10 protein-coding genes and 1 pseudogene are annotated in these 14,200 nt (G+C 72.0%); 1 reads left to right on the top strand and 10 read right to left on the bottom strand.

Translation table 11 applies throughout. From position 1 onward, the window contains the following. Nucleotides 1-221: 221 nt before the first annotated feature. The 10 genes and pseudogenes from OJ254_RS17690 to rsmH all read right to left on the bottom strand — a co-directional run bounded on the left by OJ254_RS17690 (nt 222) and on the right by rsmH (nt 13,125). A complete protein-coding gene (locus OJ254_RS17690; protein ID WP_265363112.1) occupies nt 222-1,037 on the bottom strand; it encodes a cell division protein FtsQ/DivIB in 816 nt (271 codons plus the stop codon). 22 nt (nt 1,038-1,059) lie between these two features. Beyond that, on the bottom strand, nt 1,060-2,151 hold the full coding sequence (murG, locus tag OJ254_RS17685) for an undecaprenyldiphospho-muramoylpentapeptide beta-N-acetylglucosaminyltransferase (protein WP_265363111.1): 1,092 nt from the start codon (nt 2,149-2,151) through the stop codon (nt 1,060-1,062). A 6-nt stretch (nt 2,152-2,157) separates the two neighbouring features. Further along, complete coding sequence (gene ftsW / locus OJ254_RS17680) at nt 2,158-3,582, bottom strand: putative lipid II flippase FtsW (RefSeq protein ID WP_265363110.1); 1,425 nt, start codon at nt 3,580-3,582, stop codon at nt 2,158-2,160. 58 nt (nt 3,583-3,640) lie between these two features. Next, entirely contained in the window at nt 3,641-5,107 is a 1,467-nt protein-coding gene (gene murD / locus OJ254_RS17675; RefSeq protein WP_265363109.1) for a UDP-N-acetylmuramoyl-L-alanine--D-glutamate ligase, read from the bottom strand. Then, nucleotides 5,104-6,168, bottom strand: a complete 1,065-nt coding sequence (gene mraY, locus OJ254_RS17670; protein ID WP_261957163.1) for a phospho-N-acetylmuramoyl-pentapeptide-transferase — start codon at nt 6,166-6,168, stop codon at nt 5,104-5,106. The genes murD and mraY overlap by 4 nt, the downstream gene beginning before the upstream one ends. A 5-nt stretch (nt 6,169-6,173) precedes the next feature. Next, a complete protein-coding gene (locus tag OJ254_RS17665; protein WP_265363108.1) occupies nt 6,174-7,625 on the bottom strand; it encodes a UDP-N-acetylmuramoyl-tripeptide--D-alanyl-D-alanine ligase in 1,452 nt (483 codons plus the stop codon). A gap of 62 nt (nt 7,626-7,687) precedes the next feature. Beyond that, complete coding sequence (locus OJ254_RS17660) at nt 7,688-9,421, bottom strand: UDP-N-acetylmuramoyl-L-alanyl-D-glutamate--2,6-diaminopimelate ligase (protein ID WP_265363107.1); 1,734 nt, start codon at nt 9,419-9,421, stop codon at nt 7,688-7,690. An 18-nt stretch (nt 9,422-9,439) separates the two neighbouring features. Further along, nucleotides 9,440-11,443 (bottom strand): peptidoglycan D,D-transpeptidase FtsI family protein, encoded by a 2,004-nt coding sequence (locus OJ254_RS17655; RefSeq protein WP_265365206.1) that lies wholly within the window; start codon nt 11,441-11,443, stop codon nt 9,440-9,442. Between the two features lie 420 nt (nt 11,444-11,863). After that, nucleotides 11,864-12,025, bottom strand: a pseudogene (gene ftsL / locus OJ254_RS31885) (cell division protein FtsL); the annotation flags it as partial. A gap of 107 nt (nt 12,026-12,132) precedes the next feature. Then, nucleotides 12,133-13,125: a 16S rRNA (cytosine(1402)-N(4))-methyltransferase RsmH gene (gene rsmH, locus OJ254_RS17650; RefSeq protein ID WP_265363105.1), complete on the bottom strand. Its 993-nt coding sequence runs from the start codon at nt 13,123-13,125 to the stop codon at nt 12,133-12,135. Nucleotides 13,126-13,549: 424 nt separating this feature from the next. Here rsmH and OJ254_RS17645 point away from each other — a divergent pair, with 424 nt between their 5' ends. Then, a complete protein-coding gene (locus OJ254_RS17645) occupies nt 13,550-14,110 on the top strand; it encodes a beta-class carbonic anhydrase (RefSeq protein ID WP_265363104.1) in 561 nt (186 codons plus the stop codon). Nucleotides 14,111-14,200 lie beyond the last annotated feature (90 nt).

Below are 14,200 nucleotides of genomic sequence, written 5' to 3'. Positions count from 1 at the left end.
ATGCCGATGGGACGGTCCGTATCGCCGACCCGAACCCTAACGTTGAAGTTTAGGGTTACCTGTGCCTGTGTTCCTTGGTTCCATAGTCCCTTTGGAACGAGACACTAAGTCGACAAGGCGCGCCCGTTCAACGAACACGCCGAACCTCCCGTTTTTCTTTTCACCCTATGTGATCACCCATAGTCGTAGCCATCCAGGGTGCTGGCCTGCGACTTGGTACGTCAACTCCCCGACACCGCAGGGGCGCTGGGGACCGAGACGTCGAAGTGCCGGGCGGTACGGGCCGCTTTCAGCAGCGCGGCCAGCACCTTCGCCTTTTCGGCGCCCTGTTCGCGACTACCCCAGGCGACCGTGCGGCCGCCGGCCAGTTCGACGCTGATGGCGTCATATGACCGTACTCGGACCTTGCGCACGTCTTTGCGTACGACTGGGGGCAGATCCCGAGCGACCTCGACCGCGGCGCGCCGCAACCGGTCAGGACCGAACCGGCGCAGACTTGGGGAGTCGGAAACGGACATTTCCAGAAGCGGAATGCCCTTGGGAGCGGTGGCGACGGTGGCGAACCGGACGCCCTCGGCGTCCACTTCGGCAAACTTTCCGCCCGTTTGCATCAGCAGTTCCGGGGTCCTTTCCGTCACTTTGAGGCTGATGGTGTGCGGCCAGGACCGTTCCACGTCAACGGTCTTGATGCGCGACAGCCGGGCCCGCAGCCGGTGTTCGAGGGCGTCGGTGTCCACCGAGACCAGCGGGGCGTTCATCGGGGCGTGCGCCGCCGCGACGACCTCACGCGGAGTCAGGACGTCGGTGCCGGTGGCCCTGACGCGCTCCAGCCGCAGCCAGTCGGACGCGTAGAGCGCCCAGACGCCGAACGCGCCGAGCAGCACCGCGAGGACCAGGATGATGATCAGACCGCGGCGGCTCGGCGCGCGACGGGGCAGGCGCACCCAGCGGAGTCTTCGCCCGCGCACCTCCTCGGAGGAGGGCGGGCCGGACGGTGACTTCTTCTCGCCGCGTCGGGCGGTTGTCGGTCCGGCCACGCTCCCTGCCTTCTCTCGTGCGCTACTTGCGGTGCTGCTCGATCGCCTCGTACACCATGCCGACCAGCAGTTCATCGGCGTCCCGGCGGCCGAACTCGGAGGCCGAGCGGGACATCTCGTACAGCCGGTGCGGATCGGCCAGGACCGGGAGCACGTTGCCCTGCACCCAGTCCGGGGTCAGCTGGGCGTCGTCGACCAGCAGGCCCCCGCCGGCGTTGACCAGCGGCTGGGCGTTCAGCCGCTGCTCGCCGTTGCCGATGGGCAGCGGGACGAACGCGGCCGGCAGCCCGACGGCGGACAACTCGGCGACGGTCATCGCGCCCGCGCGGCAGAGCATCATGTCCGCCGCGGCGTACGCGAGATCCATCCGGTCCACGTACGGTACCGGGACATAGGGTGGCATCCCGGGCATGTTGTCCACATGCGGCAATTCGTTCTTCGGGCCGACCGCATGGAGCACCTGGATGCCGGCCCGCTGGAGGGCCGGCACGGTGGCCTGGATGACCTCGTTCAGCCGGCGAGCACCCTGGGAGCCACCGGACACCAGCAGGGTCGGCAGGTTGGGGTCGAGGCCGAAGGCGGCACGCGCCTCGGGGCGGACCGCGGCCCGGTCGAGCGTGGCGATGGTGCGACGCAGCGGGATGCCGACGTAGCGGGCGCCGCGCAGCTTGCTGTCGGGGGTGCTGACGGCGACGAATTTCGCGTACCGCGAACCGATCTTGTTGGCCAGGCCGGGGCGGGCGTTGGCCTCGTGGACGATGATCGGCACGCCGAGCCGCTTGGCGGCCAGATAGCCGGGCAGCGCCACGTAGCCGCCGAAGCCGACCACGCAGTCGGCCTTGGTGCGCTCCAGGATCTGCTCGGCGGCCTTGATCGTGCCGCGCAGCCGCCCGGGGACGGTGATCAGTTCGGGGGTGGGCTTGCGCGGCAGCGGTACGGCCGGGATGAGGCCCAGCTCATAGCCGCGCTCCGGGACGAGCCGGGTCTCCAGCCCCTTCTCCGTGCCGAGTGCCGTGATCCCCACGGTGGGGTCCTGCCTCCGCAGTGCGTCCGCGAGGGCGAGCGCGGGCTCGATGTGGCCGGCGGTCCCCCCACCGGCGAGTACGACATGCACCGAAATTCACCGCTCTCCGGACGGCCGCTTCTTGACGCGCCGTCTCATCGTCTTCCATCTCACCCCAGCCGGTTTCCTGCCGAAAACCGGCTTCCGCGTAGCCAGCGCGGCCAGTGCCGCCCGTGCGGCGGGCTCGTCACGCGCGAAGGCGATCAGCAGCCCGACGGCGAACATCGTCGGCAGCAGGGCGGAGCCTCCGTAGGAGAACAGCGGGAGCGGGACACCGGCGATCGGCAGCAGGCCGAGCACCGCACCGATGTTGACCACGGCCTGGGCCGTGATCCAGGTGGTCACGCCTCCCGCGGCGTACCGTACGAAGGGGTCCTCCGTGCGTCCGGCCACGCGGATACCCGCATAGCCTAGAGCCGCGAAGAGGGCGAGGACCGACAGCGTCCCCGCCAGACCCAGTTCCTCCCCGGTGATGGCGAAGATGAAGTCGGTGTGCGGTTCAGGGAGTTCACCCCATTTTTCCATACTTGCGCCCAGGCCGGAACCGAAGAATCCGCCGGAGGCCAGGGCGTAGATCCCGTGCACGGCCTGCCAGCACTGGTCACCGGGGCCCGGATCGGTCGCGCCGATGCAGGCGAGGCGGGACATCCGGTTGGCGCTGGTCTTGATCAACAGTGCGCCGATCACCGTCGCGGTACCCAGTACGCCGACGAACAGCCGGGTCGGCGCACCGGCCAGCCACAGCAGCCCGAAGAGGATCGCCGTGAGAATGATCGCGGTGCCCATGTCGCCGCCGAGCATGATCAGGCCGAGCAGCAGGAACGCCACCGGGATCAGCGGCACCAGCAGGTGCTTCCACTGCACCAGCAGCTTCTTGTCGTGCTTGCGGGCCAGCAGGTCGGCGCCCCACAGGACCAGCGCGAGCTTGGCGAACTCGCTCGGTTGCATCTGGAAAGGGCCGCCGAGGTTGATCCAGTTCTGGTTGCCGTTGACCGCGACCCCTATGCCCGGAATCTGCACCAGGCACATCAGGAAGACCGAGATCGTGAGCAGCGGATAGGCCAGCGTGCGGTGCATCCGGACGGGCATCCGGGTGGCGATCAGCAGCAGCCCGCCGCCGAGCACGGCCGCGAGCAACTGTTTGCGGAAGAAGAACGACGGGGCAAGGCCGGACTGCAGCGCCTTGATCTGGGACGCCGAGTAGACCATCACCAGGCCCAGAACGGTGATCAGCAGACTGCCGCCGAGGATCAGGTAGTACGCGGTCAGCGGACGGTCCCAGGCGCGCTTCAGCCGGTCCAGCAGCCGCCGCGGCCCGCCGGCCGACGGACGGCCGCCGCGCGCCGGGCGCGCCGTCGCGGGCCGGCGGGGCGGACGGGCGGGTGCGGACGGGCGCCCGCCCGCTCGCGCCGACGATTTCGCGCCCGGTCGGGCGGACGATCCCCCGCCCGCTCTGCCTGCGTCCGCCGATCGGGCCGTCATCCTCGTCCCCTCCAGGTGCGCTCGCCGCCGGCTGCCGGCGGCCACGGGGAGAAACGGTCTACTGGTCCCTCGCGGTCAGCTCGCGGACCGCGTCGGCGAAGGCGTCGCCCCGCTTGTTGTAATTGACGAACATGTCCATCGAGGCGCAGGCCGGAGCCAGCAGGACGGTGTCGCCGGGCTCGGCCAGACGGGTCGCTTCCCGGACGGCCTCGGGCATCGCCCCAGTGTCGGTCCGGTCGAGGTCGACGACCAGGACCTCGGGGGCGTGTCGCGCCAGGGCTTCGCGAATCAGCGCCCGATCGGCACCGATCAGCACCACCCCGCGCAGCCGGGCCACCGCCGTCTTCACCAGCTCGTCGAAGGTCGCGCCCTTGGCGAGCCCGCCGGCGATCCACACGATGTGCTCGTACGCCGCCAGCGACGCCTCGGCGGCGTGCGTGTTGGTGGCCTTGGAGTCGTCGATGTAGCGGACGCCGTCGATCTCCGCGATGTGCTGGATGCGGTGGGCCTCCGGGTGGAAGGCGCGCAGTCCGTCACGTACCGCGGCCGGGCTGACGCCGTAGGCCCGGGCCAGCGCGGCGGCCGCGAGGGCGTTGGCGACGTTGTGCGGGGCGGCGGGCCCGGAGCCGGGGGCGATGTCGGAGACCTCGGCGAGCTCCTGGGCCTGCTTCTGCCGGTTCTCGACGAAGGCGCGGTCGACGAGGATGCCGTCGACGACGCCGAGTTCGGAGGGGCCCGGGGTGCCGAGGGTGAAGCCGATGGCGCGGCAGCCCTCCTCGACGTCGGCCTCGCGTACCAGGTCCTCGGTCGCCCGGTCGGCCACGTTGTAGACGCAGGCGACGCGGTTGCCCTCGTAGATCCGGCCCTTGTCGGCGGCGTACGCCGCCATGGAGCCGTGCCAGTCGAGGTGGTCGGGGGCGAGGTTGAGGACCGCGGCGGAGTGCGCGCGCAGCGACGGGGCCCAGTGCAGCTGGTAGCTGGAGAGCTCGACGGCGAGCACGTCGTAGGGGCGGGCGCCGTCCTTGCCCTGGTTCAGCACGACGTCGACGATCGGGGTGCCGATGTTGCCGACGGCCGTGGTGTGCAGGCCCTCGGCCTCCAGGATGGCGGCGAGCATCCGGACGGTGGTGGTCTTGCCGTTCGTGCCGGTGACCGCGAGCCAGTCGGCCGCGTCCGGACCGCGCAGCCGCCAGGCGATCTCCACGTCGCCGACGACGTCCACGCCGGCCGCCGCGGCCGCCGCGAACAGCGGGCTGTCGGGCTTCCAGCCGGGCGAGGTCACGACCAGGTCGGTGCCCTCGGGCAGGGTCTCGCCGTCGCCGAGGCGGACGGCGATCCCGGCCGCCTCCAGCTCGCGCGCGGACTCCTGCTGCTTCTCGCCCGCGCCGCCGTCCACGACCGTGACGCGGGCGCCGAGGCCGGCCAGGGCGCGGGCGGCACTGATGCCGCTCACGCCGAGGCCGGCGACGGTGATGTTCAGGCCGGCGAACCCCTCGGGGATCCGGTCCGGGTCGTGCGTGGTCACTTCGCTGCCTGCCAGCCGCCGTAGAAGATGCCGAGTCCCACGATGACGCACATGCCCTGGATGATCCAGAACCTGACCACCACAAGGACTTCGGACCACCCCTTGAGTTCGAAGTGGTGCTGTAGTGGCGCCATCCGGAAGACCCGCTTGCCGGTCATCTTGAAGGAGCCGACCTGGATGACCACGGACATGGTGATCAGGACGAACAGACCGCCCAGGAGGGCGAGCAGCAGCTCCGTGCGGGAGCAGATGGCCAGGCCGGCGAGCGCGCCGCCCAGGGCCAGCGAGCCGGTGTCCCCCATGAAGATCTTGGCGGGCGAGGTGTTCCACCACAGGAAGCCGAAGCAGGCGCCCATCAAGGCGGAGGCCACGACCGCCAGGTCGAGGGGGTCGCGGACTTCATAACAGCCCGGTCCGGCGGTGATCTGGTTGGCGCAGGACTCCTGGTGCTGCCAGATGCCGATGAAGGTGTACGCACCGAAGACCATCACCGAGGCGCCGGTGGCCAGGCCGTCGAGGCCGTCGGTGAGGTTCACGCCGTTGGACATCGCCAGGATCATGAACAGCGCCCAGATGACGAAGAGCACCGGGCCGATCTGCCAGCCGAAGTCCTGGGTGAAGGACAGCCGGTCCGAGGCCGGGGTCTGGCCCCGCAGGTCCGCGAACTGCAGCGAGAGCACCGCGAAGGCGATGCCGACGATCAGCTGGCCGGCCATCTTCGCCTTGGCCCGCAGGCCCAGCGAACGCTGCTTGACGATCTTGATGTAGTCGTCGAGGAAGCCGACCAGGCCCATCCCCGCGAAGAGGAAGAGCACCAGCACGCCCGAGAACGTCGGGTCGCTGGAGGTGATCACCTTCGTGATGACGTAGGCGATGATCGTCGCCAGGATGAAGGAGATGCCACCCATGGTGGGCGTCCCCTTCTTGCTGCCGTGGGTGCGCGGGCCGTCATCGCGGATGAACTGCCCGTACCCCTTCTTGGCCAGCAGTTTGATCAGCAACGGGGTGCCGATCAGGGTCAGGAAGAGCCCGATCATTCCGGAGAAGAGGATCTGCTTCATCGAGTTCATCGGGCTGCGGCTCCACCCTCGGCGCCCGCGGCGCCCGACAGCCCTGCGTCATCCAGCAGTGCTGCGGCGACCCGCTCCAGCCCCACCGACCTGGACGCCTTCACCAGCACGACGTCTCCCGGCCGCAGCTCGCTGCGCAACAGGTCGACCGCCGCCCGCGCGTCGGACACGTGCACCGACTCCTCACCCCACGAACCCTCGTTCTTGGCGCCCATGTCGAGCCAGGCCGCTTCCCTGCCGCCGACCGCCACGAGCTTGCTGACGTTGAGCCGGACGACCAGGCGCCCGACCGCGTCGTGTTCGGCGAGTGACTCCTCGCCGAGCTCGGCCATCTCACCGAGCACCGCCCACGTACGAGCACCCTTCGCCTTGGCGGCGGCGCCCATGGCGACCAGCGCACGCAGCGCCGCTCGCATGGACTCGGGGTTCGCGTTGTAGGCGTCGTTGACGACCGTCACGCCGTCCGCGCGCTCGGTGACCTCCATGCGCCAGCGGGAGAGCGTGCCGGCTTCGGAGAGCGCGGTGGCGATCTCGTCTACGGGCATGCCCAACTCATGGGCGACGGCGGCCGCGGCGAGCGCGTTCGACACGTGGTGCTCACCGTACAGCCGCATGGTCACATCGCTGCACCCGGAGGGTGTGTGAAGCGTGAAAGCGGGCTGTCCGAGCTCCGTGAGCCGGACATTCACGGCGCGTACGGCGGCGTCCTCGGCCTCGCCGAACAGCACCGTGCGGGCCTTGGTGCGGGCCGTCATGGCGCGGACGTACGGGTCGTCGGCGTTGAGCACCGCGATCCCGCCGTCCTCGGCCGCGGGCAGCGCCTCGACGAGTTCGCCCTTTGCCTCCGCGATCTGCGCGCGGCCGCCGAACTCGCCGATGTGCGCGGAGCCGACGTTGAGCACCACGCCGATCCGGGGCGGGGTCAGCGCGGCGAGGTAGCGGATGTGGCCGACGCCGCGGGCGCCCATCTCCAGCACGAGGTGACGGGTCGTCTCATCGGCGCGCAGCGCGGTCAGCGGCAGCCCGATCTCGTTGTTGAGGTTGCCCTCGGGCCAGACGGTCGGGCCGTGCCGCTGCAGCAGTTGGGCGATCAGGTCCTTGGTGCTGGTCTTGCCGGCCGAGCCGGTCAGGCCCACGACGGTGGTGCCCAGCCGCTCGACGACGGCGCGGGCGAGTGCGCCGAGCGCGGCGGTGACGTCGTGCACGACGATCGCCGGGACGCCGAGGGGGCGGGCGGCCAGTACGGCCACCGCGCCGGCCTCGACGGCGCCGCGGGCGAAGTCATGACCGTCGACGCGTTCCCCGGCGAAGGCCACGAACAGGCCGCCGGGGCGGACCGCCCGGGAGTCGGCGACGACCGGTCCGGTGACCTGGCGGTCGGCGTCCGGTATGTCGTACTGCTGCCCGCCGACGATGCTCGCGATCTCGGCGAGGGACAGGGAGATCACAGGTCACCCCCGGCGAGCGGCGAGCGGTGACGGGGAATCGGTTGTGCGCGCATGGCGGAGTGTCATCCCTGGTGTTTCGGGTGCGGTGACGTCTGGGAAGCCTCGATGGCCTCGCGCAGCACCTGGCGGTCGTCGAAGGGGCGCACCACTCCGGCGATGTCCTGGCCCTGCTCGTGGCCCTTGCCCGCGACGATCACGGTGTCGCCGGGCTCGGCGCGGGCGACGGCGGCGGCGATGGCGGCGGCCCGCTCTTCTTCCACCAGGACCGTGCCGCGTTCGTGGATCGGGACCTCCGCGGCGCCCGCCAGCATGGTGGCGAGGATCGCGAGCGGGTCCTCGCCCCGCGGGTTGTCGGAGGTCAGGATGGCCGTGTCGGCGAGGCGGGCGACCGCGGCACCCATGGGGGCGCGCTTGTGCGGGTCGCGGTCGCCGCCGCAGCCGAGGACGGCGTGCAGCTTGCCGTCGGTGACCTTGCGCAGCGCGCGCAGGACCGATTCGACGGCGTCGGTCTTGTGGGCGTAGTCGACCACCGCCAGGTACGGCTGGCCGGCGTCGACGCGCTCCAGGCGGCCGGGGACGCCGGGCACCGCGGCGACGCCGTCGGCCGCGGTCTGCGGGTCGATGCCGGCGACGACCAGCGCGGTGATCGCGGCGAGCGCGTTCGCGACGTTGAACGGGCCGGCGATCGGGGAAGCGGCGCGCAGCGTCTGCCCGTCGGGGCCGTGCACGGTGAAGGTGGAGCCGAGCGCGCCGACCTCGACGTCGGAGGCGCGCCAGTCGGCATCCGGGTGGCCCTCGGCGGAGAAGGTGGTGACCGGGACCTCGGACTCGCCCTCGGCCAGCCGCCGGCCGTATTCGTCGTCGAGGTTGACCACGCCGGCCCGGCTGCGGGCCTTGGTGAACAGCTGGGCCTTGGCCTGGAAGTAGTCCTCCATCCCGGAGTGGAACTCCATGTGCTCCGGGCTGAGGTTGTTGAAGATCGCGACGTCGAAGACGCAGCCGTCGACCCGGCCGAGGACCAGGGCGTGGCTGGAGACCTCCATGGCCAGGGCGCGGACGCCGCGCTCGCGCATCACGGCGAACAGCGCCTGCAGGTCGGTGGCCTCGGGGGTGGTGCGCTCGGACTTGATCCGCTCGTCACCGATCCGGGTCTCCACGGTGCCGATCAGGCCGGTCAGCCCGCCATCGGGGCGCTTCGCGGCCGCGGCCCGCAGTCCGCCCTCGATGAGGTAGGCGGTGGTGGTCTTGCCGGAGGTACCGGTGATGCCGATCTGGAGCAGGTCCTCGCCCGGCGCGCCGTAGATGGAGACGGCCAGGGCGCCCATCCGTCCGCGCGGGTTGTCGACGACGAGGACCGGCAGTCCGGTGGCGGCCGCGCGGTCGGCACCGGACGGGTCCGTCAGGATCGCCGCGGCACCGAGATCGGCGGCCTGGGCGACGAAGTCGGCGCCGTGCAGCCGGGCGCCGGGCAGCGCCGCGTAGACGTCGCCGGGGCGGACCGCCCGGGAGTCGTGCGTGATGCCGGTGACGTGGGCCTCTGCATGCTCGGGTGCGAGCGCGGGGGTGCCCAGCTGCTCGGCGAGGTCCGCCAGGGGGGTGGGGCGGACGTGGTCAGGGCGCGGCGCTCCCGGGTAGGTGCCGGGGCCACCCTTCTGGGCGAGCGGGGCGTTCGGGGACTGATCAGCGTGTGACACGGCGGTGAGCGTACCGGGCCGATCGGGCCCGGGGCGAAGTGAGGGCCGGGTGGGGGCGCGGTCGGCGGGCTCGGGGAGGCCGTCGGGGGTGATGGTCGTCACGGCGGGATTGCCTCGATTTCATTGGCCTGGCCTGAAGGTGACCGGCAGGCGCGGGGGCTGGGCGCCGGTCGGCGGTACCTGGAGGGTCTTCAGCGCGAAGGCCATGACCTGCTGGTAGATCGGGCCGCAGACCTGGCCGCCGAAGTAGCTGCCCTTGGTGGGATTCTGCACGGCGCAATAGACCGTGATGCGAGGTTTGTCCGCAGGGGCGAACCCGGCGAAGGACGCGGTGTAGCCGTGATAGCGGCCGGTTTTGGGGTCCACCCGGTTGGAGGTGCCGGTCTTGCCGCCGACCCGGTAGCCGTCGATCTTCGCCTTCGCGCCGGTGCCCTCCTCGTCGTCGACCACCGACTCCAGCATGGTGGCGAGGGTCCGGGCCGTCTTCTGGCTGACCACCCGGGTCTTCGCGGGCTTGGGTGCCGGGGCGAAGCGGCCGTCGGGTCCGGTGCTGCCGCGGACGAGCGTGGGGGCGATCCGCTCGCCGCCGTTGGCGATGGTGGAGTAGACCGAGGCGGCCTGTACGGCGTTGAGGGACAGCCCCTGGCCGAACGGGATCGTGTACTGCTGCGAGGTGTTCCAGGCCTGCGGCTTGGCCAGGATGCCGTCGGTCTCGCCCGGGAAGTCCAGCCCGGTCGGCCGGCCGATGCCGAATTTGCGCAGGTAGGAGTAGAGGACCCGGTTGGCCTCGGGCTGGGTCCGGCCGAGCTGGCCGGCCGCGAGGATGGTGCCGATGTTGCTGGACTTGGCGAGGACGCCGTTGAGCGTGAGGTGCCAGGTCTCGTGGTCGACGTCGTCGGCGAAGAGCCGGTCGCCGCGGTGCAGCCGGTTGGGGACGGTGACCCGGGTGGACGGCGTGGCGACCCCCTCCTCCAATACGGCGGCCATCGACATCAGCTTGCTGGTGGAACCCGGTTCGAAGGCGTCGGACAGCGCGGCGTTGCCGAGCGCGTCCGGCTCCGCCCCGGCGATGTCGTTGGGGTCGAAGGCGGGGGCGTTGGCCAGGGCCAGGATCTCGCCGGTGCGGGTGTCCTGGACGACGACGTAGCCGCGGTCGGCCCCGGACTTCGCCACCTGTTTGGTGATGGCCTGCTGGGCCGCCCACTGGATGTCGCGGTCGAGGGTGAGCTCCATGTCGGCGCCCGGGACGGCGGGGTGTTCCTGGGTGGCGGCGGTCGGCACCCGGCGGCCGCCGGACTGGGCGTAGACCAGCTTGCCGTCCTTGCCGGCGAGCTGCTTGTCGAGGCGGGCCTCCAGGCCGCCGCCGCCCTTGCCGACGCTGTTGACGAAGCCCAGGACGCCGGAGGCGAGGTCCTTGTTGGGGTAGACGCGCTTGCTGTGTTTGTCGGCGAAGATCCCCACCAGGACGTCGGGGCGGGGCGCACTCTTGGGCGCGGCGGCCGCCCGGGCGTCGAGGGTCTTGCGGAGGTCCTTGATCCGCTTCCACACCTGGGGGGTCTGCTGCCGGGCGAGCAGCACGTACCGGGAGCCGGGCCGGTCGAGCTTCTCGGTCAGCGCGGCCTTGTCCACGTGCAGGATCGGCGCGAGCAGCGCGGCGGCCCGCCGCGGGGCGTCGGGGATCTTGGTCTTGGCGGGCGCCAGCAGGCTGGGGTCGGCGGTGATGTCGTACGCGTCCACGGAGGTGGCCAGCGCGACGCCGTTGCGGTCCGTGAGGTCGCCGCGCTCGGCGGCCAGCTTGACCGGTACGTAGCGGTTCTCGTTGGCCCGGGCGGCGTACGCCCCGGCGTCCACGGCCTGCACCTGGAAGAGCCGTACGACGAAGACCAGCATGATCAGCGTCAGTCCGAGGGAGACCAGGCGGAGCCGGGGGCGCGGGCTGCCGAGGCGGAGCGCCTGGGGGCCGGAGCCGGGCCGGCCCGGGCCGGGGCGGCGGGCGGCCGGGCGGGGCGCGCCGGGCCGCTGCGCGGGGCGCCGGGCGGCGGGCGGGCGGCCGGTGCGGTTCTGGGGCTGACCGCCGCGCCGGGCGGGGCGCGGAACCCGGCGGGGGTCCCTGGGCTCGGTCATACCGCGGTCACCTGCCGGGGGTCGTCGGTGCGGGGCGGGCGCGGAGCCGGAGGGGCGGGCGGTGGAGGCGGGGACGCGCTCGGGGGCGGATGCCGGGGACGCGGCGGGCGCCGGGGCCGGGCGACCCGGGGCGGCGCCCGCGGCCGGGGTGCTCTGCGGGCCGAGCGTCCCGGAGCCGGGCGGGACCGGTGGCTCGACGGACGGCGCGACGACCGGTGCGGTCGCGGGGACGCGTGGGGCGGCCGGCCCGCCCGCCGTGGTGGCGTGCAGGAGGGCGGACGCGGACGGCTCGGCCGAGCTGCTCAGCGGCGCGCCGTCGGCACCGGCCACGCCGGGCTTGCCGCGGACCGTGCCGTCCGGGAGCAGGAAGGCCGGGGCGCCGCCGGGCACCATCCCGAGCTGCCGGGCGCGCCGCTCCAGGGCGCCCGGCGCGGAGTAGCCGTCCACCTCCTGCTGCAGCGCCTGCTGCTCGTCGGTCAGCTCGTCGGTCTTCTTCTCCAGCCTGCTCAGCTCGAACGACCCTTGATTGAGCGCGGAGTTGAGCAGCAGCAGGGTGATCAGCCCGGATCCGAGGAGGACCACGATGAGGAGGACGAAGGGGGTGCGGGCCGCGGTGCCGGGGGCGGCCGGGGTGGCCGGGAAGAGCGCGGAGAGCCGTTTCGGCGCGCCGCGCGGCCGCCCCTGGCCTCTCACGGGGTGCCCACGGAATGCCGGGCGTTCCTGCCGTCCCCGACGTTCTCGCGGATGCGCTCCGCGCCGCGCAGCCGGGCGGGGGCGGCCCGGCGGTTCTCCGCGATCTCCTCCTCCGTGGGGAGTTCGGCGCCGCGGGTGAGCAGCTTCAGCCGGGGCTGGTACTGCTCCGGCACGACCGGCAGGCCGGGCGGTGCGGTGCTGGTGGCGCCGGCCGCGAAGACCTGCTTGACCAGCCGGTCCTCCAGGGAGTGGTACGAGAGCACGGCGATCCGGCCGCCGACCGCGAGCGCGTCCACGGCGGCCGGGACGGCCCGCTCCACACAGGCCAGTTCGCCGTTGACCTCGATGCGCAGGGCCTGGAACGTGCGCTTGGCGGGGTTGCCGCCGGTGCGCTTGGCGGCCTGCGGGAGCGCGTCCCGGATCAGTTCGACCAGTCGCCCGCTGTTCGTGAAGGGCTCCTTGGCGCGCTCGCGGACGATGGCCGAGACGATGCGCTTGGCCTGCTTCTCCTCACCGTAGGAGCGCAGGATCCGCACCAGCTCCCCGGGCGGGTAGGTGTTGAGGACCTCCGCCGCGCTGATGCCGGTCGTCTGGTCCATCCGCATGTCCAGCGGGGCGTCCTGGGCGTACGCGAAGCCGCGGCCGGCCTCGTCGAGCTGCATGGAGGAGACGCCGAGGTCGAAGAGCACACCCTGGACCCGGGGGACGCCGAGCCGGTCGAGCACCTCGGGGAGCTCGTCGTAGACGGCGTGCACCAGGGTGGCGCGGTCGCCGTAGGGGGCGAGCCGTTCCCCGGCGAGCTTCAGGGCGGCCGGGTCGCGGTCCAGGGCGATCAGCCGGGCCGCCGGGAAGGCCGTGAGCAGCGCCTCGCTGTGCCCTCCGAGGCCGAGGGTGCAGTCGACGACGACCGCGCCGGGCTCGGCGAGCGCAGGGGCGAGCATGTCCAGACACCGCTGGAGCATGACGGGTACGTGGCGGGTATTACTCATGCGCCTTCCGATGGGGTGGGCGGCAGGTGGGTCCCCGGCCGCTGGCTGGGGGATGCCGCACGTACCGCTTGGTCCCCGCCCGCTCTGAAGGGGAAGTGGCCCTCCGGCGACGGGGAAGTGACGTCGGAAGTCCATGGGAGCGGGAGGAGGCCGAGCCGTACGTACGATGCGCACGCGAGGAATTCGGTATCCAAGGAGAGCGTCACGCCTCCCACTTCGCGCCACTTTAGTCCACCGGCTGCCCCGGTCAATCAACTGGTTCCGCGCGTCCCGCGACGGGTTCGCCGGGGCCGTCCCGGCGGGCTTTTCACCCGTGTGGTGGCTGCCCGGCCGGAGCTGTGGATTACCTCACAAGGGGTGACGTTGCCCCCTATGCCCGGCCTCCCACGGGGCCGGAACGGTCAGTGACTATTACGGTGAATGCATGCCCATACCTGCATCGCAGCCGCCGTCCCCGTCCTCCGACCGTGCCGCCGTGCGCTCCGGCGGCACGGTCACCGACCGCCTGGTCGAGGCCAACCAGCGCTATGCCGCCGCCTTCACCGATCCCGGCATGGACGCCCGACCCGTCCTCAAGGTCGCCGTGGTGTCCTGCATGGACGCCCGGATCGACCTGCACGCCGCGCTCGGGCTGGAGCTCGGCGACTGCCACACCATCCGCAACGCCGGCGGTGTGGTCACCGACGACATCATCCGCTCCCTGACCATCAGCCAGCGGGCGCTCGGCACCCGCTCCGTCGTGCTCATCCACCACACCGGATGCGGTCTGCTCAACCTGACCGAGGACTTCCGCCACGACCTCGCGGCCGAGGTCGGCCAGCGCCCGACGTGGGCCGTCGAGGCGTTCAAGGACCTCGACGAGGACGTCCGGCAGTCCATGCAGCGGGTGCGCACCTCGCCCTTCCTGCTGCACACCGATGACGTGCGCGGCTTCGTCTTCGACGTCAAGACGGGTCTGCTGCGGGAGATCGACTCCCAGGACTGACCGTCCGGAGTGCGGGCCGGCCCGGTTTTCCGGGCCGGCCCGCGCCGGAAACGCCGGGTTCGCCCGGAACGTCGGGGCGCGGAGTTGTGA

Source organism: Streptomyces endophytica, assembly GCF_026153355.1.
Classification (GTDB): Bacteria; Actinomycetota; Actinomycetes; order Streptomycetales; family Streptomycetaceae; genus Streptomyces; species Streptomyces endophytica.
This window is presented reverse-complemented; position numbering and strand designations above follow the sequence as displayed.

What these genes read in the sequence shown, in the direction of transcription:
- ftsW (WP_265363110.1), bottom strand. Translation starts at nt 3,582, where the DNA reads ATGACGGCCCGATCGGCGGACGCAGGCAGAGCGGGCGGGGGATCGTCC.
- mraY (WP_261957163.1), bottom strand. Translation starts at nt 6,168, where the DNA reads ATGAAGCAGATCCTCTTCTCCGGAATGATCGGGCTCTTCCTGACCCTG.
- OJ254_RS17655 (WP_265365206.1), bottom strand. Translation starts at nt 11,443, where the DNA reads ATGACCGAGCCCAGGGACCCCCGCCGGGTTCCGCGCCCCGCCCGGCGC.
- rsmH (WP_265363105.1), bottom strand. Translation starts at nt 13,125, where the DNA reads ATGAGTAATACCCGCCACGTACCCGTCATGCTCCAGCGGTGTCTGGAC.
- OJ254_RS17645 (WP_265363104.1), top strand. Translation starts at nt 13,550, where the DNA reads ATGCCCATACCTGCATCGCAGCCGCCGTCCCCGTCCTCCGACCGTGCC.